This window comes from Emticicia sp. SJ17W-69, assembly GCF_051209875.1.
Lineage (GTDB): Bacteria > Bacteroidota > Bacteroidia > Cytophagales > Spirosomataceae > Emticicia.
The window spans coordinates 329,899-355,596 of the sequence record NZ_JBNTQY010000001.1 but is presented as its reverse complement, the minus strand read 5'-3'; the positions used below and the strand labels follow the sequence as shown (position 1 = coordinate 355,596).

Sequence of the window (25,698 nt, the reverse complement as noted above, 5' to 3'; positions counted from 1 at the left end):
ATGATTACTTTAAGCGAACAACATGGGTATAAAAAACCAAAGCCAATAGCTGATATTGAAAAATATACTGCAATCTTAAAGAAACAGAATTACAATAAATCTATTCAACGAGGAGAAAACAAAGCATACTGTTTTAACATTACACATAACGAAAACGAAGTAAATCCATATCACATTGAAACAACGTACTTTGTAGGAGTTGACTGGATTGTAGAAAACGAATTATCCATTTATATAGAGCCAAAATTAAATAATGGTAAATCAGAAGTTGACTATGTGAAAATGCTTTTTGATATTTTAAAGGAGCCAGAAAACTACAATCACTTAGACCAACTCTGCGAAATCAATTTTGAAAAGCCGACAATAGCCATTAAGCAAAAACAAGATTTGTTAACACCTTTGCTTTTGGTTCAATATATTCATATTCTAAAGAAAATTGTTCAGAAAGGTCTAAAGAAATCTTATTATTCAGTTACTAAAAATCTAAATTCGAGAGTAAAAGGCAAAATCTTGGTCAATGAAACAATCAAGAAGAATCATTTCAATAATAAAATGCTTTATAATTATTGCCAATACACTGAGTTCGGCATTAATAGCATGGAGAATAAGGTATTGAAAAAAGCATTGACTTTTTCGATAGCTGCTATACAAAACTTGAAAGGAGTTGAAACAAGCCAAATAAGTGGATTGCTCAACTATATACAACCTGCATTTGCAAATGTAGATAATGATGTAAATATTGATGAACTCAAAACCATCAAAACAAACAAGCTATACAAAGAGTACGGACAAGCACTAAAGTTTGCAAAGCATATTCTTAAACGTTATGGTTATAATATTTCAGCAGCTAACTCAACCACGGTTAGTGTTCCGCCATTTTGGGTTGATATGAGTAAACTTTTTGAACTTTATGTATTTTCTAAATTAAAAGAAAAGTTTACTCTTCACCACGAAGTGACGTATCACAAAACTTTCAATTATTTAGAACCCGATTTTATTATAAAAACCCAAGATGGGACGTGTAAAATGGTAGTAGATGCCAAATACAAGCCACAATATCAAGATGGGAATATCAGTACAGAAGATATTAGGCAAATTAGTGGTTATGCCAGACTAAAAAAAGTGTATGAGTTCTTAGAACTTGAGAAAGATAAAGTCATTGACTGTCTTGTGATATATTCAAATCAAGGTGCAAATAGAAAAGATTTTATAAACAGTAATTTTAAGTCTGAAGAAGATAAAAACTACGTCAATTTTTATAAAATCGGAATAGAGCTACCTAATCAATCAACTTTATAAATGAGCAAAGTAGGCGAAAGCGAACGCAGCGGTCAGAATCGTATCGTTCGATTATTTCAAGAAAATTAAGAATAAAAAGTTTCCTTATTATAGAATATCGAATAAAACTAAAATAAAAAAATTGTTAGTTTAGATTTTAACCAAAAAACTAAACTAACGGAATTCTTATTATTATATTTGTCGATAATTTTAAATTTCGATAATATGAAATCTTTTCGTTCTGGTAATTACGTCAACCAAGGATACTTTAAAAGTTTTCAACCCAACCCAATTAACCGCAATTGGCAATTGGATGATATGCAATTGCTTCAATTATTGAGCAAAGCCGACCGCTCACTGGGTAGGCTTGATATGTACTCAGAGTATGTAAATATTGAGCTTTATATCAGAATGCACATAGCGAAAGAAGCAACCCAATCTTCAAAAATCGAAGGAACGCAAACAAACATGGAAGAAGCTTTCTTAGACAAAAAAGATATTGCAACAGAAAAGCGAGACGACTGGGAAGAAGTACAAAATTATATCGGTGCGATGAATGATGCGGTGAAACAATTACATAACCTTCCTTTTTCATCACGCCTTATCAAACAAACCCATAAAATTTTATTACAGGGAGTGCGAGGCAAACACAAATTGCCAGGAGAATATCGCACGAGCCAAAACTGGATTGGAGGAGCATCAATCAATGATGCTGTTTTTATTCCTCCTGTGCATACATCTATCGCTGACCTTATATCAGACATTGAATTTTTTGCCAATGATGAACTAAATCCACTTCCTGACTTATTAAAAATTGCTATAATACACTATCAGTTTGAAACAATTCACCCTTTTTTAGATGGAAATGGAAGAGTTGGGCGATTATTGATTACTTTATATTTGGTACATAAAGGCATACTAAAACAGCCAATATTATACCTTTCTGATTTTTTTGAACGCAATAGAACACTTTATTATGATAATCTAATGCGAGTGCGTACACACAACGACATCAATCAATGGTTGAAATTCTTTCTGACAGGAGTTATCGAAATATCAAAAAAAGGGGTAGAAACATTTGACGGTATTTTGCAATTACAAAAAACTTTAGAAATAAAGCTTCGTTCGTTTGGGAGTAGAACCAATGAAGCACGAAAGGTTATTGAATTTCTTTACAGTCAGCCCGTAATAGATGCGTCAAAGATGGAATTGATAACACATAAATCAAAAGCAACGAACTATAAACTAATTGATGATTTAGAAAAATTAGACATTCTAAAAGAAATTACAGGCTCACAACGTAATAAATTATATGTCTTTAATGATTATTTATCACTATTCAATAGTTAAATCCAAACAGCCATGAGCAAAGTAGGCGAAAGCGAACGCAGCGGTCAGAATCGTATCGTTAGATTATTTCAAGAAAAACTCGGTTACCAATATCTTGGTAATTGGGAAGAGCGTGAAAACAACAGCAATATAGAAGAAGCCGAACTCCGTCGCTACCTACATGGTAAGTACAGCAACGAGCTAATCAATAAAGCTATTTTTGCTTTCAAGAAAGAAGCCAGCATCAACACCAACGACGACCTTTACACCATCAATAAAGAAGTATATTCGATGCTCCGCTATGGCACAGCCAAAAAGGTTGAAGCCATGAGCAAGCCCGAAACCGTTCATTTCATAGACTGGGAAAATCCTACGAATAATAACTTTGCCATTGCAGAAGAAGTAACCATCAAAGGCAAAAAAGAACGTCGGCCAGATATAGTTATGTACATCAACGGCATAGCCATTGGCGTACTCGAACTCAAGCGTGCGAGTGTATCGGCCAGTGAAGGAATCAGGCAAAACCTGAGCAATCAAACAAAGTTTTTCAATATGCAGTTTTTCCCAACAATACAAGTGGTATTAGCGGGAAACGACAGCAACGGTCTATACTATGGCACAACCAAGACTGAAGAGAAGTTTTTTCTGAAGTGGAAAGAAGACAACGATGTATATGACCCTGAAGAGATTTTGCTCGATAAGCATATCTGCCAGTTTTGCAATAAAAATCGTCTAATCGAAATCATTCATAACTTCATCATCTTTGATTTTGGCACCAAGAAACTTTGTCGCCCAAACCAATATTTTGGTATCAAAGAAGCACAAAAGTATATTGCCAAGCGAGAAGGTGGAATTATTTGGCACACACAAGGTAGCGGTAAAAGCCTTACTATGGTGTGGCTCGCCAAATGGATTTTGGAAAACAAACCAATGGGTACCGACCAGCGGTTGCTCATAGTAACCGACCGCACCGAACTCGACGAACAAATAGAAGGTGTGTTTCTGGGCGTAGGCGAAACCATCGTTCGCACCAAAAGCAGTGCCGATTTACTTTCTAAACTAAATGTTACTTCGCCTCGGTTGCTTTGTAGTTTGGTGCATAAATTTGGTAGTAAAGATGAATACACCACCAGTCAATTTGTAAAAGACCTTCAAAACTCAAAGGATTTTCAACCCAAAGGTCAGTTTGTGGTTTTCATTGATGAGTGCCATCGCACACAAAGTGGCGAGCTACACGATGCTATGAAGAAAATACTGCCCGAAAGCACCGTTTTTATTGGTTTTACGGGTACTCCCTTACTCAAAAAAGACAAAAAGAAAAGTTTGGAGGTATTTGGCAGCTACATTCACACCTACAAATTTGATGAAGCCGTAAAAGATGGTGTTGTATTAGATTTACTCTACGAAGCACGTGACGTTGACCAGCACGTTTTAGACCAAAAAGGCATAGATGAATGGTTTGAACTCGTAACCAAGGGCATGAACGACCTACCCAAAGCCGAACTCAAGCAGCAGTGGGGAACAATGCAAAAGGTTTTAAGCACAAAAAGCCGCTTAGAGCGAATTGTGTTTGATATTAAAAAAGATTTTATCAGTAAACCCCGATTGAAAGATGGCAGGGGTAATGCTATGCTGGTAGCCAGAAGTATCTATGAAGCTTGCCGATATTATGAAATATTTCAGAATTTTGGTGTAAAAAAATGTGCTATCATTACAAGCTACGAACCTAATGAAAGCACTATAAAAATAGAAGAAACAGGCAACGGAGAAACCCAGAAAAAAGAGCAGTTTGAGATTTATCAGCGTATGCTCCGAGATTATAATTTCAAAGATGCAGAGAGTTTTGAGGCTTATGCCAAAGATAAATTCAAGAAAGAACCTGCCAATATGCAATTGCTAATTGTAGTAGATAAGCTTTTGACAGGTTTTGATGCTGTGCATTGCACCTATTTGTATATCGACAAACAAATGCAAGACCACGGGCTTTTTCAAGCTATTTGCCGAACCAATCGCTTAGGAAAAGAAGAAGAAAGCGACCCTTACTACAAAGAATTTGGTTACATAGTTGACTACAAAAATCTAATAGAAAACCTCAATAAATCTATCTCCGATTATACATCCGATGCTTTTGATGGATTTGAACCAGAAGATATTAAGGGTTTATTGACTGACCGATTAACCAAAGCCAAAGAACGATTAGAAGATGCTATTGAAGCACTCCATCAATTATGTTTGGATGTACCAATGCCCAAACAGTTAGAGCAGTATTACCACTATTTCTGTGGCGACCCATCAAATAAAGATGATTTAAAAGCCAGAGAAGAAAAACGTTTGACATTATATAAATTGGTAGTGGCACTCATTAGAGCCTATAATAATATTGCGGCTGAAATCATTGAGGCAGGTTATACACAAGCAGAAGCCGATAAAATAAAGGAAAAGGTAAACTATTATGCCGAGCTACGCAATAGCATCAAGCATTACAGCAGCGATTACATTGATTTAAAAAAATACGAGCCTGATATGCGTCAAATGCTGGATATGTATCTGACAGCCGACCCAAGCCGAGTATTATCAAATTTAGGAGAAGCCACGCTTTTGCAACTAATTGTTGAAAACGGCATCACCGAAGCAACTGATACCTTGCCCACGGGCATAAAAAGCAATAGAAATGCCATGAGCGAGACTATTGAGAACAATATGCGTCGAACAATTATTCAAGAAATGCCAGCAAACTCGGCCTACTATGAAAAAATGAGTGTATTGCTTTTAGAATTGGTCAGGCTACGAAAAGAAGGGGCAATCAGTTATGAAGAGTTATTGAAAAGGTATGAAGATTTAGCCCATGATATTTTGCCAGATACTAAAAAGTCATATCCATCCGCTATTGATACTAAGTCCAAACAAGCTCTATTCGATAACTTGTTTCAAAATGAAGATTTGGCCATTGAATTAGACCACAAAATAAGAGTAACTAAAGATGATGATTGGCGTGGTACACACATAAAAAGAAGAAAAGTAGAGATTATCATCCGACAAGTTTTAAACAACTTTGGAATAACTGACGAAGCCGAAGTTTTCCGTATTTTTGACTTGGCTTCAAACCAAAAGGATTATTGAAATGCAGCAAATTGAAATAAGTAATTTTACGATTGATGTGATACGAAAAAGTATCAAGAATATACACTTGTCCGTATATCCACCTACGGGCAGAGTCCGAATTGCCGCACCCCTCAATACTGATGATGATACCGTTAGGCTTTTTGCCATATCAAAACTATCTTGGATAAAGCGACACCAACGCAATTTTGCTAATCAAGAACGCCAATCACCAAGGATATTTGAGACCAGAGAAAGTCATTATTTTCAAGGTCGTAGATATTTATTGCGAGTAACCGAGCATGATGCTCCAGCTAAGGTTTTACTAAAAACTAAAACATACATTGACTTATTTGTGCGGCCAGATACAAGTATTGCACAACGACAAAGCATTTTGAATGAATGGTACAGAAGTGAACTAAAAAAGTTGATTCAGCCAATTATCGAAAAGTGGCAAACAATAATGCAAGTGCAAGTAAACGCATGGCAAGTAAAGCAAATGAAAACCAAATGGGGTACTTGTAACATAGAGAAAAAACGTATCTGGCTAAATCTTGAACTGGCCAAAAAGCCTATTCATTGCTTAGAATATATCATCGTGCATGAAATGGTGCATCTGCTCGAACGCCACCATAACGACAGATTTTTACACTATATAAACACTTATCTACCCAACTGGAAACAGCTAAAGACTGAACTTAATACACTGCCTGTTAGTCATGCTGATTGGGAGTATTAAGCAGTAATTTAGAAACAATTTTACAAATAAACTACAAATAAATTACAAACAAACGCCACCTAAACAATTGATAATCAATAACTTTGCAAGTATTTTATTTGTGAATTTAGAAAGAAATAATATCATTTTTAGAAAGAAAGTACAAATAAATTCAATCGTTTTTGAGAAAACGAACCTAATCATGGAAGACAATGAACTTATGAACTCTCTTAGTGAGGTGGTGAAAGAGCATCAACAATTGGTAAAGCGTGCTTTAGGTATTTATAGTGTCCAAGTTTCTGAACTTATTAATTCTCAAACGAAAAACAATGAGGAAATACAACATCTGCTTGATGGTTTACTTGATTTCTGTTTTGATGATGATTTCTTGTTATTATTCAAAAAAGTTTGTCGCTACTACTACCCTATCAATCCGCAAGTAACTGTTAACTATGTCTATTTTTATAGAGATATGTGGGATGAAAACTATCAACCAAAGGCTGGAAATAATAGTGAGGAGAATAACAAAATTTAAAACAAAACCTTACTCTAAGTTTTCATTTATCTTTGAAAATAATATTTAACCATCAATTTAATGAGCATCTTCAGTTTTGATATTAAAGAGTAAAGAAAAGAATTTTGCAATAATGAAGAAAAACACGAAGCTAAAACTATCAAGGATAACGCCTGAAAAAATTTCGGGGAATGAACGTTTATTGCAAAATAAGTTGGAAATTCTACGTGAAAAAGACTACGAAGTTCAAAACAACTACTCAATCACTGGTGATGCCCCCAAAGAATTTATAAAAGTTTACCGATACGGAGAAAGCAAAAGAGATAATAAAAAAACTTGGAGCTTATATATTGCAAAAACGGCACGAAAATGGTATCCAAACGAATCGGTGATGGAATTCCTCCTGAATCAGTTAGGCGTTGTTTGGGGTTTAAATATGGCAGAATCGAAGTTAGTATTTTGCAACGGTCAAGTGCGTTTTTTAAGCAAATATTTCCTCAAAAAAGACGAACAGTTGGTTCACTGTGCCAACCTTTATGCAAAGTGTTTTAATGGTTCAGAATTTATAAAAAGAATAGATGAGCAAAAGTTAGAAAAAGGTATAAATAATATACAATTGTTCAAAAATTGTGTCAGCATGGTTTATGAACAGCATTCTGATGAAATATTTTCAAGTTTTATCAAAATGATTTTATTTGATGCTTTAGTTGGAAATAACGACAGACATTTTTATAATTACGGCATAATTGAGGATATTACTGGGGACAGCACACCAAGATTCTCACCAGTGTATGACACCGCTCGTGGATTATTTTGGAATACATCCGAAGAAAAAATTATATCTTTGCAGAGAGATAAAACGAGGCGAGAGAAATTTCTAAAAGACTATCTTGAAAATTCAATGCCTAAAATTGGCTGGCATGGCAATCAAGACATTACACATTTTCAAATGGTGCAATTTATAAAATCAAACCAAATGGGAATCTCATCACAGAACATAAAAACCTTTTACAGTGTTGATAAATTAGATGCAGCAATTTCTTTAATCGACAAAAACTTTAGACCTTTAATAAGTCAGGCAAGAGTTGATATTATAATAGAATGCCTAATATTACGTTTCAATACTATCCTAAAGATAATCAAATGAAAAACCTATTTAATCTATTTTCTTTGTTGAAGTCAGATGGCAGCAAAGAATTAGAAGCTAAAGAAGTCTCTACAAAAGAGGCTTTATTTGCTTTATCATACAAAAACCTTTTGATTGGCAATCTCCAATTTGATAACTCAACATGGATTTTTGAATACTCTAATGATTTTAAAAATCAGCATAGACTTCGCCCTATCACTGACTTCCCAGACTTGGACAAGCAATATCAACAATCGGAACTTTGGCCGTTTTTTTCAAGCCGAATTCCAACAAAAAATCAACCAATGGTTCAAGAAGCACTACGAAAGCACTCGGAAGAATCATTTGATACCGTAAAAATGCTTGAAATGTTTGGTAAGCGTACAATTACTAATCCTTACGTTTTAGAGGTTTCAAATTATTGAAAATCATAGATTTTGTAATGAGAGCCGAAGTCAATTTCTTGATTTCGGCTTTTTTTATGATTTTGCACCTCAAACTATTACACTAAGCATATTACAAATAAATTAGAAATAATTTTAGAAAGAAAGTACAAATAAAAAACCAGTAAACTCCTGATAATCATGAACTTAACAATTATTTTTATTTATAGATTTAGAAAAAAATATTATTGTTTTTAGAAACAAAGTATAAATAAATCAATGGTTATTGAACAACAGACCAAATCACGTAAAACGATTAACCATTTCGCAAGATGATAAAAAGTGTGGCATACGAAACGTCCTAATTAATGTATTTTACCACAAGAGACGAAAATATTAACCACTTCTCAATTAGTGATTCATTAGGGAAAAATCCTATCATAAACATTTCTGCAATTGATGTAGAAATATATTCAGATGAAAGTTTGAGAGATTTGGAGATGGTATTGATACAGCAATTGAATACTCTTATAAATAATACTTGATTTATATAAAATCCTAATTTAACTTCATTGATAAAACTAATAGCTTGAACTTGGCTTATTACAGATGATAAAAATAATGATAGAATAGTGTAAATATTACAGTTATAAAATTACCACATTTCATAATATTTTTATGTTCAAAGAGGCATCAAGTACCGTATAATAAATATGTTCTGTGTTATTCTTCATAATAAACTTCAATAGTTATTTTTGATTTATTAGTGACAAACAAATCTGCTGTGTATAATTTATCGTACAGAACTCGAAATTATTAAATCTCATCAGCAAAATCTGTACTTAATAGATTTACAATTAAAAGATAAGAAATTTACTTTAGAAGAAATTGGTGATTTTATTCCACGTTTATTACATATTAATGGAGGCTCTGATTTAAGAACTATCCCCATGAACATTCATTATGAAAAATGGGCAGAAATGGATATTTTCGATAATAATAATGAGGGAGATAATTTCTTGTTAGATAGACTTCACCCTAATTTTTAAAAAATACCCAAATTTATTGATTTTTACAATTCAGGAGATGTTCACACCATCTTTTGTGCTTTCCAACAAGCACGCAAAAATATATTACAGCCTTATGAAGACCTTTTGATTACAAGTAAAATTTTGACCGTTGAGAATGCTTTTTTTAATATTTCCATTCATATCAAAGTAATAAAAAGGCCTTGTTGGAGAAGATGTTTGTTTAAAATTTAGTTTTATTTGTTTTTATACCCGAAAAGGTATAGTTTTGATTATTAAAATCAAATTATACCTTTTCGGGTATATATTTTTATGAAAATAGCTTCATTTATCAAAGAAAAAAGAAAGTATTTAGGCTTAACCCAAACCGACATTGCCGAAAAAGCGGGCGTTGGTCTTCGTTTTGTCCGTGATTTAGAGCAAGGCAAACCCAGCCTTCGGCTCGATAAAGTAAATCAAGTTTTAGATTTATTTGGGAGCGAAGTGGGCGTAATCAGAAAGGAGGTGAGCCATGAGTAGGTCGGGTCAAGTTTTTTATCAAGATAATTTGGCAGGCATCATTATCGAAAATGAGGACGGCTATTTTTTTCAGTACGATGAACGTTATTTAGAGCTACCCAACGCTCAGGCAATATCTTTCATCATGCCTTTACAAAAACAAGCGTTTAGCAGTAATACATTGTTTCCGTTTTTCGATGGACTAATTCCCGAAGGTTGGCTTTTAGCGATTGCGTCCGACAAATGGAAAATCAATTTGCGTGACCGCATGGGCTTACTTTTAGCCGTTTGTGGCGATTGTATCGGAGCAGTAAGCATCAAACCTATAATCGACGAAAACCATGAATAGATGCTTATATTGCTATCAACCCTTAGAAAATCAAGAAATAGATTTTCATAAAAAATGCTCCAAACGTTTTTTTGGGGTAAATCAAGCTCCTGTACTCAATTTTGGCGTAGAAGAGTTGAAATTGATGGCTCAGAAAGCCGTAGCTCAACGTATGACAGTTACGGGCGTTCAACCCAAATTATCACTTTCCTTAGAAAAAGTCGATGCTACTCATAACAGACTCACCATTGTAGGATTATGGGGAGATTATATTTTAAAACCTCCTACCGAACAGTTCCCACAATTGCCCGAAAACGAAGATTTAACCATGAAATTGGCAGCCTTATGCGGTATTCGCACGGCAGAGCATTCACTCATTCGTTTGACTTCTGGTGAATTGGCGTATCTTACCAAACGATTTGATAGACAAAACGGACAAAAAATCCATGTAGAAGACCTATGTCAATTAACAGGCACTTTAACCGAGCATAAATACCGTGGTTCGATGGAAAAAGTAGGAAAAGCAATTAAAACATTTAGTGCCAATACGGGTTTAGATGCCCTATCGTTTTTTGAACTTACTATCTTTTGTTTCCTGACGGGCAATGCAGATATGCACCTCAAAAATTTTTCACTGATGAAAACGCCAATGGGAGAAATTCAGCTAACTCCCGCTTATGATTTAGTATCAACCAAATTGGCAATGCCCGAAGATTTGGAAGAAATGGCATTAACGATTAACGGAAAGAAAAATCGCCTAAAAAAAATGGACTTTGATAAATTGGGCGAATCGTTGGGAATTAGTACAAAAGCAATGGAAAGGGTTTATCAGAAATTTGCAAACAAAACGGAAAGCATGAAGAAGTTGATTCATGAGAGTTTTTTAAACCAATTGTTAGCAGATGAGTATTTGAATTTGGTATTAGAAAGAGAGAGAAAAATAGAAATAAATTAAAAAAATCGGTGAAGTTTAAAATCCACAGTAGAATTGCTCTCGACGTTACGCTACTTTAAAAAATCTAAACACCAGAATATTTTCATCAGAAGGAGACTTTGAAAACGCTTTCATCTGATGAGAGTTTCAAAGATTTAGAAAATAGATTGAAGCAGCAATTAAATACTCTTATATAATAATATTTGATTTGAAATCTTACAACGGATGCTAACACTTTCTAAGAAGAAAATATCAGTATCCGTTGTTCTTCCCATGACATGGATTTAGATTGTTAAATATTTAATAGAAAAAAATACATATTAAGTATTAATAAGCAAGTTTACTAAGTGGAACAGCCAATCCAACATTTATTAAAAAATAGTTGTTTTTATTTTCCTTTGAAACAATATTATCTCCAATATCAGTCCATTTAAGCGACAAATCAATAGATATTCCCTTTTCATCCTGTGAAGGCAACCCAAAAATAAAATCTAAACCCACATCTTTGATGGAATGCTTTCCAAATGTCTGATTATAAGATGGAGCCACTGCGAAACTCGACAACCAATTTCCTTTAATAAATTTAGGCGTAAAAAGGGTTTTTATTCCCCAGTATTTTAACCAAATATAGTCCTCAGAACCAGTATAAGTCTCTTTGGACTTATCATATCTTACATCTAAAGTACTATATAAGGATTCCTTTCCCGTGGTTTTATCAAGGTCAACATAGAGAGTATATAAAGTTGCGGCATTGTAGGCTTTTATACCAAGCGTAGGTATGAACAACATATTTACATTTTGTTGTTCAATAAACCAATTGTATTTAGCGTAAAAATCCCAAGGCTTGAAATTATTGGTAGTTGTGTCATTTTGTTTATTTACAAACTTATAATCATTTCCCATTATCGGGACATAGCCCCCAATTGAGAAAAAACCCTTATAAATGGTTTTAATTTTATCCTTTGCATATTCAAGCTCGTCATCAGTAAACTTATCTCTATATTTTTTATAAAGTTTTTTTTCAAAATCTTTCAACTCTGCATCAGTAAAAGTTTGAAAATTAATATTTGATGATTGTAAATTTTTAAATTCATTAGTCTCATTTTCTGCAAGCTTTGTAATGGATTCTTTTAAAAACTCTCGTGTTTTCTCCATTTGAGCTACCACAGTATTATCATCACATGTTCTTCCAGTTTTAATCGTTCCTCTCCCTAAAAAAGTTAAATTGAATGATAGTCCAACGTTATTTGACACCTTACTATCTGTAAATAATTGACCTACTTTATCACTCACTAATCCGACATTATAGATTCTTTTTATGTAATTATTATCATTTTTAGGACGCATAAAATTGAATCCTATGGTTGTTTTTCCGTCGACAGCGTCATATTTAGCGTAATTTCTAAAAAGACTCACATCTGTACCTCCTGAAAGATAATATGCCATTTTTTGTGCAAATAGTTTATCTAAAGACGGATTTGATAGTATTGTAACATTACAACTTTTAATGGTTTGTTTTTTTACTTGTACTATTGTGGGATTTGCCAGACTATTCAAATATGATTTTAAAGAGCTTAGGTCTTGAGCAGCAAGATTGAATGGAAATAAAAATACCAAAAAGGTCCCAAGGGTGCGAGTTAATTTTTTCATAGAGGTCTGTAATTAATTAATGCCCAAATATATTTGATTCTCTTTAATTCCAATATTCATTTTTATTTTTCGGCACATTCTAATTTTACCTTATTATTGGGAGGCAATAATAACTTTTTTGCTACCCACTATGATACCCAAATCATTTTTCTAAGCTAAAACGCTGATTATCAACACATTCTCGAATCCGCTCGGGACCTCAAAAAAACGTAAAAAGCACCTCAAAAGGGTGCTTTTTTGCTTTAATAAACCTAAATTCTTAAAAATTTGCAGGAGTCTCTTCCACACTGACGGCTGTGCTAAAAACATCGAAAGGTTGTCCGTTACTATTGGCTGTAATACTTTTATCGCAACTTTCCCAGATAAAATATTTACCTTTATTCGTAAATTTTCCTTGCTGTGTCAAAGGCTCGCCATCTAAATAAATCTGATTGATTTGTGAGACATTGTAAAAACCATTGGCGATGATCGCATAATAATTATCATCTGATAACTGGACAAGAGCATGAAAGGCCGTTCGGTCTTTGTTTTGATTTTGCCCGATGCGTAAAGGCATTTTCTTTGCCATTGCAGGCTGCACATCACATGATTCCTTCAATACCAAACCTTTCATCGTAGGGGTATTTTTGATGGCATTGACAATCATTGCTCGATACGCAAATTCGAGATGCTTCAATTCATAGTAATCATCTTTGATAGGTTCAAAAATCGCTTTATATAAATCCTGCTCTTTTTTATCAGTAGTAAAAAACTTTGAATAGACATAACCTGCATTGGCATTAAAAAGATAACTAATAAAAGGTGTGTCACCCACAATTACTTTATAGTAACCTCCTTGTCTTTCATTTGAATACAATTTTAGCTCCGAAGTTGTTGGTATTTCTACGTTATTATTATCAATATTTTTACCAAAAAGATCAGCACTACCTAATACATTTCCATCTTTTTTTGAAGAATCTCTAATAAGTAACTCATTGCTCAGAGCATAAGCCGAGCCTAATTTTTGGTATTCATAATATTCATATATCACATACGATGCCACACCTAAAAATAAAATAATGAATATGTTTCTAAAGGTATTATTTTTAGGAGCAACGTCTATCGACACTGTTCTATTAGGAGGAGCCACATTCTTAACCGAAGGTTTAGGTATAGAAATAGATGGCTTTGGTTCTACATTGATATTGGGCTTAGGTGTAAAAGTCTGTAAACTTCGCTCTGAATTAGTTTCATAAACAGGAATAACAGGCAATATTTTCGGTACTTCCTCTACAATTTCAGGGGTTATAACAGGTAAGTTTTTTTGGAGTTCTTCATCACTTTTAAGTTTCATAAAAGCATTTTCCTCCATGATTTTATCTAAAGAAAATTTCTCGTAAACCAGTTGAAGGTATTGACTAATCTGCTGATTATCAATCTTTTTCAATGCTTCTAATTTTTCAACCGAAAATTTAATTTGTGGATATTTACTCTCCAGAAATTTAAGATATGCTATAAAATTATTTTGATCAATATTCGACATAAAATTACTTATTTGTTGTATGCTAATTCTGATAATTTATAAACTACATCGGTCGGTACAAAGGCATATTTTATTTGACCCGATGATTCGATTTTAAAGTTTGCTTCAATCGTATTTTTCTCATGTTTTATTGAAAACCTATCATCATTAGCCTCCAATAATCTTGGGTTATCATTATAAAAATTACTAAGATTATTACCTTGATTCCGTAGTTTCACATGATAATTCTTTGAATCAGGCTGTGAAATAGTCACATCATTTTCGTAAGCCAAACCTATGATTTTGGTCAAGCTATCCACTCGAATTTTCATGATATTTCGTTCCGATAATTCATCAGTTTTCTCTGGTTTTCTCAACTGAAAAGGACTTGGTTTTATCGTCACAATCCAAGCATAAATTCCCACCACAAGAATAGTTATGCCTAAGAAAAAATAGGTTTTTTGTGTGTTTTTCATTACCTCATATAATTTTTAAAGGATTCTGATTCCATGATTTGATTGACAATGGCTCGATAAACTGCCCATTCTTGATTATCGGCCTCATTTGCCGTAAAATAAACTACATAAAATTTATTCGGTTGGTCTGAATCCTGTAACAAATCATTTTTTGAAATTATTAGTGCCAAACGCTTAGAATCATTCTGTTTTCCTTCTTTGATTGTCCCTGTTTTTGCATAACAATAATAGTTTCTATAAACATTTGTTCCGCCAAACATTCCTGCTGCTGTGCCACCACCCAACAAAACGTGTTGCATTCCTTTAAGGACATTATTTCGCATGAAATCTGCAAACCCATTATTCCAAGTGCTATCAATTTTCCAAGTCGATTGACTAAAATCATGATTGGTCAGATGCAAACTATAATCTTTGTTTTGACTAATCATTTTGCCAAACATTTCAGTCATTTTCAAAGGCGTGACATTATAGGGAGTACCACCCAAAGTTGGATTTTTCAAGCCATTAAAGAAGTTTGTCAATTTATTTGGATGCTTTCGCTCAGCTTGAATAAAATATGATTGCTCAGGAAAACTCCATAAAAACCCTCCCACTTGCTGCTGACGAAGTTTTTCAAATACAATCGTATCGGCATAATTTACCCTTCCCTTGTCTTTGATATTTTTATCTGTTTTATCAATATCCTCTACAATTAAACCCAAATTTTTATCAATTCCTACCGCCAAAAGTGACTTTTCATTGCCAAAATAAGTGCTTTCATCTTTCGAACTTCGAGGCCACGCTTTTTCATTAAAAGGTCTCAAACGATAAGATACGCCCGAAACTTCCAAAGCAGGAAATTGATTGATTGGGTCGTTTAACTTGCTTGAAAGCACATTTTCGATTTTATATTGATTGTTTCTCTTGAAATCTTCTCGATGATAAGACCCTAAAAATAACAATGCTGAATGATAAAAATTACTCGATGTTTGAAGATATTGCACTGGATTGATACTCCCCCAATGTTCGCCATGTTCATCAATCCAACCTTTTCTTTTTGGAAGCACATAACCGCCATATTGGTTTACTGACTCTTTTGTATCTCCTTGTTGCACAGCAAATTGATCGGATGATTGCAAAACCAAATTTTCCCAACCAGCATTGAGTTGAGAGGCAATTGATGCAAAAACCAAAGGTTTAATCGACGAACCTGGGCCATAAGCCAAATGAAGTAGATTGGTATTTCCCCATTGGTCTCTTTCGTTTTTATTATTGCTAAAAAAGAAATACTTCTGATTCATTTCTTCAATGGCAAGAGCATTGTTTGGGTCAATTATCTTTCTATTTTTTACATAATCTTGCATCAACCTAATTTTCCCATCGCCATCTGCTGCCATCACCGCAAATTTAAAATTAGATATGTTCTTGAATTTATTCTTGAAACTATACAAAATCGTATCATTTACTTGTTTATTCAGCACATAATCCAACGAAATTGTGGCATTTGCTTTTAGCAAAGTATCAGCCGTATAAGCAGCTTTCAAGGCATTGGTGTAATTATATGCCCAAAATAATTTTTCAGCCATCGGATAAACCATGCGTTGTTTGCCATTAACCCAATAATTCCCCATAAAAGCATAATTATTGTTTTTTGAAAACGAAACTAAAAAATGTTTCTTTTCTTCGCTTACTTGGGCGAGTTCGTCAATGTCAAATTTATTGACAAATCCACTAATGTCTTGACTCAAAACTTCTTCTTTTTGACTCGAAATGATATCAATTGTTGTATTTTTTCGCTTTACTTCATTTTGCACATTGAGTAATACAATTGGCTCAGAAATACCAACAAACCAAGTAGGTGGCAAAACTGCGACCTTCAACGTTCCACCCTCCGAACCTGCAAAAAAAGGAAATTGATTGCCTGTAATTGTTCGATTATGAATTCTGAGAATTGGATAAGCTGTCGAGTCTGAACTTTCTTGATAAAGATTGCCTTTCCAAGCTGTTTTGTCTTGGTAAGGAGGCAATTCAAGGTACAAATGTCTGTTGTAAACTGATTGATAGCGGTCATTATCATATCGAATATAAATTGGGCTATCTTGTTTGAAAGCAAGGGCTGGGTTTTTACTCAAAATATCAAAAATACTTTGCGAATAAGAATCCGATTTGTCATATAACTCTTTGTATTCTTCAGACTTCACCAAAACTGCCAATATTTTTGATAAATCCTGTGGAATCATGTTCTCTTTATTGAATGCCGTTCTATTGCTTGTTTTCAGCGTATCTTGAATATTATTAAACAAACTATTGAGGTCATTATTGATAGCTTTTTCGGTCTTATTGAGCGTAATTTGAAAATTCTCTTCTCTCAAATTATTTGACCGCCCACTCACCAAAAGAAAGACTGCCACTGTTCCGAAAAATATGCCATAACGGGTAAAATCATACTTTGGAGCAATGGTTCTGATTCTACGTTCGATAGGTTTATTGAGCAAAGGAATAAAGAACAAAGTCAACGGAAGTAGCAAGCTGAGCTTACTGGTCAGGCTTAAAAAAGGAAAATCTTGACCAAAAAACACAAAGCGATTGGTAGAAGCCAACCAAACAAAAAAACCAAGTGTAAAGACAAATATCAAAGCGATACTACCGCTATAAGATTGTGGAGCAAGTTTAACATCGTTGTTTGAACTTTGTTGATATAATTGATAACCCATCAAATGAATGAGCATCGGAATTGCCAAAAGCATCAACAGCAAATAGACTATCAAAGAACCAAATTCGGCAATCACAAAACGAGGTAAAACAACATCACGGGTTTGGGTTGAGTAATTGACTCCACGGTTGAAATGTGGCTTGAAATCAATTCTTTTTGATTCATTTTGGGTCTTGTTTAGATAACTATTGATAAACCATTGTCCTTCGGCAGTTTCAATTATTTTTCGCTCTTTAAATGAATTATAATTATTTTCCGCAATTAAATCATCAATTGGTTGATAAATAAGTGATGCTCGTTGAGCCACACTTTTGATTTGGTCATCAATTAATTTATCAACAATATTTCTGGAAAACGGAATTACTAAAACTAAAATCAGAGCCAAACCAACACCCAAAATCTTGAATTGATGTTTTTTAGGTTTGGTTAAATACAGGTAAATTGCAGTAAAAGCAATGACTACAATCAGAAGTGCATTGCGATGAATGAGAAGCTTATGAAAAAGTGGTTTGTAACCAATAAACAACAAATAAATGAACAATGAAAGAATGCCATAAATCCAATAATTATTGGGCTGCCAAAACATTGACCAACGACTACCCGACTGAGCAGAGTAAGGCTTTCGCAAGAAACTAACGAAAATGTTTTTAAGCAAAAGAAACAATAAAAACAAGACGCCAAAACCTCTGTCAAAAATCGCAAAAAACAAAAACGTAGCAAAAGTCAAGTAAAACTCATGATTCTCTACTAAGTAATGTAGAAACTTATGAATAAAACGCAAGAATTTATTGCTAAAATGCGATACAAAAGTTGTCTGAAAAACACTTTGTTGGTTGATTTTTAGAGAGAAAAACAAATAAGAAACAAGCGGAATAAAAATACCAAAAATTCGGACGACAATATCTATTTTAGTGAATATGAAAGCTCCACAAACAAGCAATAGTCCAATATGAATAAACAAATATTGCTTCGATGGCAAAGTATTGAGTCGGTTCAATAATCGACTAATGGCAGACTTTTGTGAACGATAAAGGTTCAATAAAACAATAAAAATAGCAGGCACTAAAAATGTCAATGGTACAGGAAGTGTAATGCTTCCAATTGTAAAGTCAAATTGAATAAGGGTATTTTCTAATTCGTATTTATTGATATTTTCGAGCGGTGGAAAAGTAGCAACTCGCCACAACAAAACAAAACGATAAGTTAGCAGAGCATAGATAACCGTAAAAATAATCGGTTCGATTCGGTCGAGATTTTCACCTGCATTAAAGAGTAATGTAAATACTAAAAGTAGATACAAAATCGACAAATAAAGTAAGTTTTTGTTAAGCGAAAAACCATTTTCTGAAAAATCACGCACATGAAAAAGCCATTCGTAGTTTTTATCTCGTGAATTAAGGATAAAATCTTTCTTGAAAGCTAATTCTCTTTCGTCATTTTCAAAATTATCGGTCAGTTCTCCCGAAAAATCTACCCCTGCTTGGTTGATTGTATAAATCAGCGTTCCTGAAAAAAGATTAGAACGAGCATTTCGAAGATTTTCATGAAACAAAAAGCCTTCTTTCAATGATGAATTGAGCAGTTGCGTATAATGATTATTAAGAAACCGTACTTGTTTTGTACCAATTTCAACTGCATCTTTTTGAGTCGATAAGGCAAAAAACTGTGGAAAATCAAACATCAAAACGGCACTTTTGCGACTATTTGGATATTTGTTTTTATCAATTGTAGTAAAAAAATATTGCTTTCGAATATTATAAAAACCAATAAAAAACTTACTATTGGCTTCTACCGTTGCTTTTGATTGGAGCATGGGTGCAACGTTCGAACCGTCTATTTTTAGCGTATAATCATTATCGAAAAACTCTTTGGTTGGGAAAAAGGTTTGGGTATTTTCGCCTTCCAAATTGTGGTTTGTCAGAAGATAAGCATCACCAATATTTTGCAAAATTCGCTCTAAAACTTGCTTTGATTGTGCTTTTTTTGACACAAATCCTTCATTTTCAATCAAAATAGTGTATAGTTTCTTACCCTTTTCAAGTGGTACATCACTTACCTCTATTTCATCTTGGAATGATGAATGTAGGTTCAATTGTCTCAAAATACTCTTTGCCTCACAACCAATCGTGATGCTATAAATATTTCTTAGTTGGTGTTTTCCAATCAACCTTTTCCAAAATGGAGCTTCATCAATAGTTTTAATATTAGTGCAATGAATGCTGATACTATCATTGCTAATAGAAAAATTGTCTTTGATGGGTTTTCGGAAAATATTATTGGCGGGGGAAAAATCACCATCGGCTGTTTTTTTACTAAAAACTGGCTCAAAATAATGGTCGAAATTCAGCTCAAAATGCCCGTCACTTGTTTGTTTTGCTTTAAAAGTGCCGTTTTCGTTGCTCCAAAGTCCATCTACTGAAATTTGATTGGCATTAGTAGAAAGTGTCAAAGATTGATCGAAAGCAACCCCAATATTTGATAATGCATGATAATCGGCATTATTGAAATAGGGCTTTGATTCACTGGGTTGTTGGTATTTTTTTAAGACATAAACCGAGCCAAGAAAAGTCAAGGTTAGTAAGGTCAAACCTAAAAAGGTGGTGATAAATCCATAGCTTTGACGGCGTTTGGCATTGAGTGCAGCCTTATCTAAATGTGGTAAATATTTCTGAAATGCTGCTCCATCAATGATTCTTTCAGAACTGATAATTCCGAGAAAAAACACCAATGAAAATATAATCACGCTACATAAAAATAACGAGAATAGATTCATAAAAAAATAAAGAAATACCACCAAACTAATCAACAACAAAGACAAAATTACTATTTTGGGTTTGCTCATTTTGAAGAATCGTTTTTAATGATATAACCATTGATATTAACATTTTTCAACTCTTTCACATCGTATTGTTTGAGCAAATCAATGATATGAAGCACCAACTTATTGTCGGTATTCGTAGTATTTGCAGAAAAATCAATGGTTTTGAGCAGCGAATGATTCTGTGAGCTTCTGAATTGTTGCAAATTCAAAATATCTTGTTCGTTGCTGATGCCATTTTTATGCTTCACAAAACTCATAAAATGAAACGCCAAAGGAAGCAAGTTTTCGATGAGTTTTTGTTGGGTTTCGCTGTTGGCTGGATAATCGGTATCGTCCTTGAAATGCACGATAAAAGGCTTAATGTATTCATTGAGCACAGCAGTCAAGTATTCTTTTTCTTGGCTATTCTGTGTATCTATTTCATGCAATGACTTTTGATGATTTTGTTTCGTACTTTCCAATTCTCTACTTAAATCCTCATAGTCTCTGCTCAGCTTTATCGATTCATAATATTTATTCAAGATTGTTTCTAAAACCTTCAAATCTGAGTAATTTCCTTTCATGCCCAGTTCGCCTTTTATTTCATTAATCTTGTCTTTCAGAGGGTCGTCACTGGTCTGTGTTGTTTTGGCTTTTTTTCCCATGAGATATAAATAAATTAAAATACCGATTGTCAAAACTAAGATTCCGATAATGCCCCAAAGGAGGTCTTTGGTAAAAAAAACATTAGACGATGCTTGCGACTCTTCAGTCACTGCGATTGGCGAAATAACTAAAAAAGATTGATGATTGGGCAAACGAAAAATTTGATTGATTAAATGATTAATCACATTATTGCCAAAGCGTGGGTCGCCTGTAAAATATTTTGTCTTTAAATCAGCTTCCTGACACCCCAGCAAACCATAAATCCGATTGAGAGCATTTTCGCTCGAATCTTGCATCAAAAAAAGCGTATCGTTTTTCACAACTTTGCTTTTCAGCGAAATAGCGATGCTATCTTCTTGCGTTGAGATATTAAATGTGCCTCCTTCTTTTTGATTAGGTTTTAGTCGGAAAGCAATGGTACTCTCAGAGATATTGCCAGTATTCGCAATTTTGAGTGTATCTGTAAAACTCCAAGCTACTTTTGGCAAAACCAAAAGTAAAACAATGACTATGTATTTGTGCATATTTTGAAGTATTTTAAAATCGTTAATATTTTGCTAATCAATGGATTGAATATTTTAAAGGTTCAATACCATTTTATTATACACGCTCAATCCCGAAGGGATTAAATTTGAATAGCTCCGAGTGAAACTCGGAGAAAAATAATTAAAAGAGATACAAAAACCCCGAAAGGGGTTTAACTTCTTATTCTACATTGTTTAACCCTTTCAGGGTTATTTCTTATTTATTTATTCCCCGAGTTTCACTCGGGGCTATTCATGTTTAACACCTTCGGTGTTAGTATTTGATAATTAATCTGGTAAAAGACTCATTAAGGTCATTAAGTTTTCATCCACTTGCGGTTGGTTGGCCTTTAATGACTGAATATATTCGGTATCAATTTTAGCTGGAAACAATGACGGTATCAAATATTGCAAAGTGACCGTATCCATTTCAGAGTTTTGTTCGAGTCCAGAATAGCCCTTTATTTGGTTGTTTTTTGAAATATTTCTCACATAAAAGCCTTCTTTTGTAAAAATCAAATCCGGTGGTGTTTCAAGCCATTTTTTATCATGAAAATTAGTATCAGCTACGGTATAAAGTGTATTACCAATCAAAAATTTCAATGAATCTAAATCATTGATGCGATAGGAGTTGTTCGATTCATCATAATTGTCGTGCATATTACTGAGTTTCAATAGAAAATCAAAAAACGCAGGCATTTTTGGTTTGGCTTGTGGCGTAGTTTTTTCTTGCTTTTTGGTTGAAATCTGAATCGGAAAGCCTACTAATTCGGGATGTATGATATATCCACTGGCAAAAATGCCATCCAAACAAATGGCTTTCAATTGACTTGCCTCCGTCGGCATTTTGATTAAGTCACTCGAAAATCCTAAATCTGCCGTCATTTTTTCTTTCAATTTTGTCAAAAGTGGTGCAAATAAAAATCCTCTACCTGTCAATAAAATACCTTCACATTCGATAGCTTTATCAATATTCGTGACAACTCCCTTGATATTTTCAACAATATTGGAGCTTATCACTTGGCACGCATTTTCGACATAGCCACCCCAATCATAAAAACCCTCTACTTTTTGTAAGAGCAGATTTAAATTGGCAATGGTAGCTGTGAGTTCATTGTTAGCAAATGTTCTCAGATTAATATCACCACTTTGGGCGGCAGTGTTCCAAGCGGTTTCAACGGCTGCTTGATTTTCAGGAGCTTGTTTACTATACTGAAACTTGAGGTATTCTATTTTCTCAAAAAGTTGATTCATTTGTCCTTTTTCAGCTTTCTCTAAAGATTCCATGAAAAAAGCTTTTGTAGCCGCAGGATTGGATGAATTTTTAAGAATAAAATGCAAGATAGATTCAAAAAAAGCATAGCTAATCAGATTTCCTGCCCCTGCAAAGCCATTGCGATACAAAGATTTGATTTTACGAGAATTGTTTGAACCTGTCTGAATAATCGAAAAATCGGTCGTTCCTTTGCCACAATCAATAATAATGTAGTATTTATTGGCATTGATATGGTTGAGTCCTTTGTTGAAATAGCCTAAAAAAGCAGCATCACTTTCCGAAATCGTCACTATTTCCCAAGCCTTTATTTTTTGAGCGTAAGCATGGTTTTGTAGTTCCTTAAAAATCTCATCAATGACTTCCTTAGTGTTGGCTACCTCATGGATACTATAAATATTGGGTACTAAAACCGTGAAACGAATATAGTTATTTCCACTTTCTTCATCCAGCACGTTATGGAGCGTTGCCTCAATAAAAGATTTAAGAATGGTAGAATATGCTTGGTTTTTTAGGTCGTCTAAGCTCAACGAACGCACTTTGTCATTGAGGATAGATTGAAAATCCATGAACTTCAAAATATCGCCGTGCTTGTGGGCCAATTTGAGGTTTGAGAGCTGATGAAAATTATTGGTAAGGTTAGAATTTAACTCATTTTTCTGTACCAAAAACTTCAATTCATCTTCATTTTTGATGAATTTATCTTTTCTTTCATTGAAATTCAATAGTTTTTTCTTCAAAAAGAAAATAGATTTAATGAAATCGGTATTTTTCTCGAATTGAATGAAGTTTCTATTTTCTTCGGTCAAACCTTTAAAATCTTTGACCAATTCAAAGAGATTTTTAGATTTATTCTTTTTCTCATAACGGCGATTGATATACTGGTAATTACTGACTTTCAATTGCGAAGCCTCCGAACCAAAATCAAGTCCAAAATGGTGGAAACAACTCGCATGAGCTAAATGAAAATGCAATCTATTTTGATAAGATTTGCCTTTATTTTCATACACAATTTGACAATTGATATAATCTTTTTCAATTGCTTCTTCGGGAATTTGGTCAATATAATGACCAATGATTTTAAACTCGTTTGCATTATCAATCACCGAAAATTCAATATCGCCCAGCGTAAAAGCATTTTGTTGAAATGCTGTTTGGAAAGCGGTAGGCTTTATTTTGGGTGATGGATTTTTCCAATCTTCTTCTTCGTCAGAGCTTTGAGGAGCAACATTGGGCTTTGCAGAAGAAGACAATTGAATGAGTAATTGAGGAATGGTTTCATCGAACGAAACGCTGAATTGTACATTGGCGAGCAACACATCACTTTCGTCATGGACGAGGGTTTGCATCAACTTGCTTTTATCAATCGAAAAGAGCGTAAATGTGTTGTTTTCTAAGGGTAATTCAACAATAAAAGATTCATTGCTTTCAGAAAATCTTCCTTTTAAATCAAGGTAATTTGTTCTACGATTATTGATGGTTAGTGGCAGGATGTATTTCATAAGTAACAGCTTAAGGTTCGGTTAAGGCTTCAAATAAATTTAATGGTGAATGTTAATAACCACGAATGATTGTTGCATTAACGTAAGCACATGTCAATTTATTTATTTTTTTGAGTGATAGTTTATTTGGCTTCATTTTGAGAGGCATGAATAATAATTATGCGGAGAAAAAAACAGCTATTCACCGCACATTATGCGGAGATTAATGCTTATATTCACCGCATAATTGATTTTATTATGGGATTTTATATACATCAACGAGAAAACTGGACTCATTTTACTTGGGATGATAGGGCTTTGGCACTACCGCTTGGTAAAGTCAGAAATCTACAAGGGAAACTGATGGGCAAAATGGAAATGCTTGGTTTTCCTTTACGCCAAGAGGCTCTTTTAGAAACGCTCTCTTTAGATGTACTGAAATCGTCCGAAATTGAGGGGGAATTTCTTAATCCTGAACAAGTGCGTTCGTCTTTGGCAAGAAAACTCGGAATGGATATTGCGGGCTTAGTGCCTTCTGATAGAAACGTAGATGGAATGGTAGAAATGATGCTCGATGCCACACAAAACAATCAAAGTCAACTAAGTGATGAACGTTTGTTTGATTGGCATGCAGCACTTTTTCCGACTGGTAGGAGTGGCATGTATTCGATTGAAGTTGCTACATGGCGGAAGGGTGAAATGCAAGTAGTTTCGGGTGCATTGGGCAGAGAAAGAATACATTTTCAAGCTCCAAGTGCAACATTATTACCGCAAGAAATGAAACAATTTATCGACTGGTTCAATAACGAGCAAAGTCTTGACCCTGTGATAAAAGCAGGTATTGCCCACCTGTGGTTTTTGACGATTCATCCTTTTGACGATGGCAATGGTAGAATTGCGAGAGCCATCACTGATATGCAATTATCGAAAGCTGATGGGAGTTCGCAACGTTTTTTTAGTATGTCGGCACAAATACGGAAACAACGAAACGACTATTATGAAATCCTCGAAAAAACACAAAAAGGGACATCAAATATAACGGTTTGGTTGCTTTGGTTTTTGGATTGTTTGACCGAAGCCTTGCTCAACACCGATGCTGTTCTTGAAAAGGTTTTATCAAAAGCAAGGTTTTGGGATACACACCAAAATACACCTCTCAACGACCGACAAAGAATGATAATCAATAAGTTATTTGATAATTTTGAAGGTAAACTAAGCTCTTCTAAATGGGCAAAAATTACCAAATGCTCGACAGATACTGCTCTGAGAGATATACAAGATTTAGTTCAAAAGGCTATCTTACAAAAAGACTCAGCTGGGGGGAGAAGTACTAATTATGAGTTGCTAAAGAATTAAAAACTTATCACTCACATTTACTCTTTCTTTTTGTATATTTGAAT

At 34.0% G+C, this 25,698-nt stretch carries 17 protein-coding genes; 11 read left to right on the top strand and 6 right to left on the bottom strand.

Translation table 11 applies throughout. The features are described from left to right. From ACQUQZ_RS01480 to ACQUQZ_RS01435, 10 genes are all read left to right on the top strand, one after another. Entirely contained in the window at positions 1 to 1,299 is a 1,299-nt protein-coding gene (locus ACQUQZ_RS01480; protein ID WP_435352858.1) for a 5-methylcytosine restriction system specificity protein McrC, read from the top strand. Positions 1,300 to 1,503: 204 nt separating this feature from the next. Further along, positions 1,504 to 2,628, top strand: coding sequence for a Fic family protein (locus ACQUQZ_RS01475; protein WP_435352857.1), 1,125 nt, complete (start codon positions 1,504 to 1,506; stop codon positions 2,626 to 2,628). Positions 2,629 to 2,640: 12 nt separating this feature from the next. Continuing rightward, positions 2,641 to 5,727, top strand: coding sequence for a type I restriction endonuclease subunit R (locus ACQUQZ_RS01470; RefSeq protein ID WP_435352856.1), 3,087 nt, complete (start codon positions 2,641 to 2,643; stop codon positions 5,725 to 5,727). Between the two features lies 1 nt (position 5,728). Beyond that, positions 5,729 to 6,445 (top strand): M48 family metallopeptidase, encoded by a 717-nt coding sequence (locus tag ACQUQZ_RS01465; RefSeq protein WP_435352854.1) that lies wholly within the window; start codon positions 5,729 to 5,731, stop codon positions 6,443 to 6,445. A 181-nt stretch (positions 6,446 to 6,626) separates the two neighbouring features. Next, the gene (locus ACQUQZ_RS01460) at positions 6,627 to 6,959 is read left to right on the top strand and encodes a hypothetical protein (RefSeq protein WP_435352852.1); all 333 of its coding nucleotides are present in this window, start codon (positions 6,627 to 6,629) and stop codon (positions 6,957 to 6,959) included. 112 nt (positions 6,960 to 7,071) lie between these two features. Further along, positions 7,072 to 8,085: a HipA domain-containing protein gene (locus tag ACQUQZ_RS01455; RefSeq protein ID WP_435352851.1), complete on the top strand. Its 1,014-nt coding sequence runs from the start codon at positions 7,072 to 7,074 to the stop codon at positions 8,083 to 8,085. After that, positions 8,082 to 8,489 (top strand): HipA N-terminal domain-containing protein, encoded by a 408-nt coding sequence (locus ACQUQZ_RS01450; protein WP_435352850.1) that lies wholly within the window; start codon positions 8,082 to 8,084, stop codon positions 8,487 to 8,489. Before ACQUQZ_RS01455 ends, ACQUQZ_RS01450 begins: the two co-directional genes overlap by 4 nt. A gap of 1,298 nt (positions 8,490 to 9,787) precedes the next feature. Then, positions 9,788 to 9,994, top strand: a complete 207-nt coding sequence (locus tag ACQUQZ_RS01445; RefSeq protein WP_435352849.1) for a helix-turn-helix transcriptional regulator — start codon at positions 9,788 to 9,790, stop codon at positions 9,992 to 9,994. Then, positions 9,987 to 10,322: a HipA N-terminal domain-containing protein gene (locus ACQUQZ_RS01440; protein ID WP_435352848.1), complete on the top strand. Its 336-nt coding sequence runs from the start codon at positions 9,987 to 9,989 to the stop codon at positions 10,320 to 10,322. The genes ACQUQZ_RS01445 and ACQUQZ_RS01440 overlap by 8 nt, the downstream gene beginning before the upstream one ends. Next, the gene (locus ACQUQZ_RS01435) at positions 10,315 to 11,256 is read left to right on the top strand and encodes a HipA domain-containing protein (RefSeq protein WP_435352847.1); all 942 of its coding nucleotides are present in this window, start codon (positions 10,315 to 10,317) and stop codon (positions 11,254 to 11,256) included. The genes ACQUQZ_RS01440 and ACQUQZ_RS01435 overlap by 8 nt, the downstream gene beginning before the upstream one ends. Positions 11,257 to 11,562: 306 nt before the next feature. Here the strand turns inward: ACQUQZ_RS01435 and ACQUQZ_RS01430 are convergent, their stop codons facing one another. From ACQUQZ_RS01430 to ACQUQZ_RS01405, 6 genes are all read right to left on the bottom strand, one after another. Continuing rightward, the gene (locus tag ACQUQZ_RS01430) at positions 11,563 to 12,885 is read right to left on the bottom strand and encodes a hypothetical protein (RefSeq protein WP_435352846.1); all 1,323 of its coding nucleotides are present in this window, start codon (positions 12,883 to 12,885) and stop codon (positions 11,563 to 11,565) included. A gap of 259 nt (positions 12,886 to 13,144) precedes the next feature. Beyond that, a complete protein-coding gene (locus ACQUQZ_RS01425; protein ID WP_435352844.1) occupies positions 13,145 to 14,407 on the bottom strand; it encodes a hypothetical protein in 1,263 nt (420 codons plus the stop codon). Positions 14,408 to 14,415: 8 nt separating this feature from the next. Beyond that, positions 14,416 to 14,862: a hypothetical protein gene (locus ACQUQZ_RS01420; RefSeq protein ID WP_435352842.1), complete on the bottom strand. Its 447-nt coding sequence runs from the start codon at positions 14,860 to 14,862 to the stop codon at positions 14,416 to 14,418. After that, positions 14,862 to 20,327, bottom strand: coding sequence for a hypothetical protein (locus ACQUQZ_RS01415; protein ID WP_435352841.1), 5,466 nt, complete (start codon positions 20,325 to 20,327; stop codon positions 14,862 to 14,864). The genes ACQUQZ_RS01420 and ACQUQZ_RS01415 overlap by 1 nt, the downstream gene beginning before the upstream one ends. A gap of 65 nt (positions 20,328 to 20,392) precedes the next feature. After that, on the bottom strand, positions 20,393 to 21,544 hold the full coding sequence (locus tag ACQUQZ_RS01410; RefSeq protein WP_435352840.1) for a hypothetical protein: 1,152 nt from the start codon (positions 21,542 to 21,544) through the stop codon (positions 20,393 to 20,395). A 288-nt stretch (positions 21,545 to 21,832) separates the two neighbouring features. Next, positions 21,833 to 24,319: a hypothetical protein gene (locus ACQUQZ_RS01405; RefSeq protein WP_435352838.1), complete on the bottom strand. Its 2,487-nt coding sequence runs from the start codon at positions 24,317 to 24,319 to the stop codon at positions 21,833 to 21,835. Between the two features lie 237 nt (positions 24,320 to 24,556). On the opposite strand from ACQUQZ_RS01405, the gene ACQUQZ_RS01400 reads away from it, so the two are divergent. After that, positions 24,557 to 25,654: a Fic family protein gene (locus ACQUQZ_RS01400; RefSeq protein ID WP_435357630.1), complete on the top strand. Its 1,098-nt coding sequence runs from the start codon at positions 24,557 to 24,559 to the stop codon at positions 25,652 to 25,654. Positions 25,655 to 25,698 lie beyond the last annotated feature (44 nt).

What these genes read in the sequence shown, in the direction of transcription:
- ACQUQZ_RS01480 (WP_435352858.1), top strand. Translation starts at nt 1, where the DNA reads ATGATTACTTTAAGCGAACAACATGGGTATAAAAAACCAAAGCCAATA.
- ACQUQZ_RS01475 (WP_435352857.1), top strand. Translation starts at nt 1,504, where the DNA reads ATGAAATCTTTTCGTTCTGGTAATTACGTCAACCAAGGATACTTTAAA.
- ACQUQZ_RS01470 (WP_435352856.1), top strand. Translation starts at nt 2,641, where the DNA reads ATGAGCAAAGTAGGCGAAAGCGAACGCAGCGGTCAGAATCGTATCGTT.
- ACQUQZ_RS01465 (WP_435352854.1), top strand. Translation starts at nt 5,729, where the DNA reads ATGCAGCAAATTGAAATAAGTAATTTTACGATTGATGTGATACGAAAA.
- ACQUQZ_RS01460 (WP_435352852.1), top strand. Translation starts at nt 6,627, where the DNA reads ATGGAAGACAATGAACTTATGAACTCTCTTAGTGAGGTGGTGAAAGAG.
- ACQUQZ_RS01455 (WP_435352851.1), top strand. Translation starts at nt 7,072, where the DNA reads ATGAAGAAAAACACGAAGCTAAAACTATCAAGGATAACGCCTGAAAAA.
- ACQUQZ_RS01450 (WP_435352850.1), top strand. Translation starts at nt 8,082, where the DNA reads ATGAAAAACCTATTTAATCTATTTTCTTTGTTGAAGTCAGATGGCAGC.
- ACQUQZ_RS01445 (WP_435352849.1), top strand. Translation starts at nt 9,788, where the DNA reads ATGAAAATAGCTTCATTTATCAAAGAAAAAAGAAAGTATTTAGGCTTA.
- ACQUQZ_RS01440 (WP_435352848.1), top strand. Translation starts at nt 9,987, where the DNA reads ATGAGTAGGTCGGGTCAAGTTTTTTATCAAGATAATTTGGCAGGCATC.
- ACQUQZ_RS01435 (WP_435352847.1), top strand. Translation starts at nt 10,315, where the DNA reads ATGAATAGATGCTTATATTGCTATCAACCCTTAGAAAATCAAGAAATA.
- ACQUQZ_RS01430 (WP_435352846.1), bottom strand. Translation starts at nt 12,885, where the DNA reads ATGAAAAAATTAACTCGCACCCTTGGGACCTTTTTGGTATTTTTATTT.
- ACQUQZ_RS01425 (WP_435352844.1), bottom strand. Translation starts at nt 14,407, where the DNA reads ATGTCGAATATTGATCAAAATAATTTTATAGCATATCTTAAATTTCTG.
- ACQUQZ_RS01420 (WP_435352842.1), bottom strand. Translation starts at nt 14,862, where the DNA reads ATGAAAAACACACAAAAAACCTATTTTTTCTTAGGCATAACTATTCTT.
- ACQUQZ_RS01415 (WP_435352841.1), bottom strand. Translation starts at nt 20,327, where the DNA reads ATGAATCTATTCTCGTTATTTTTATGTAGCGTGATTATATTTTCATTG.
- ACQUQZ_RS01410 (WP_435352840.1), bottom strand. Translation starts at nt 21,544, where the DNA reads ATGCACAAATACATAGTCATTGTTTTACTTTTGGTTTTGCCAAAAGTA.
- ACQUQZ_RS01405 (WP_435352838.1), bottom strand. Translation starts at nt 24,319, where the DNA reads ATGAAATACATCCTGCCACTAACCATCAATAATCGTAGAACAAATTAC.
- ACQUQZ_RS01400 (WP_435357630.1), top strand. Translation starts at nt 24,557, where the DNA reads ATGGGATTTTATATACATCAACGAGAAAACTGGACTCATTTTACTTGG.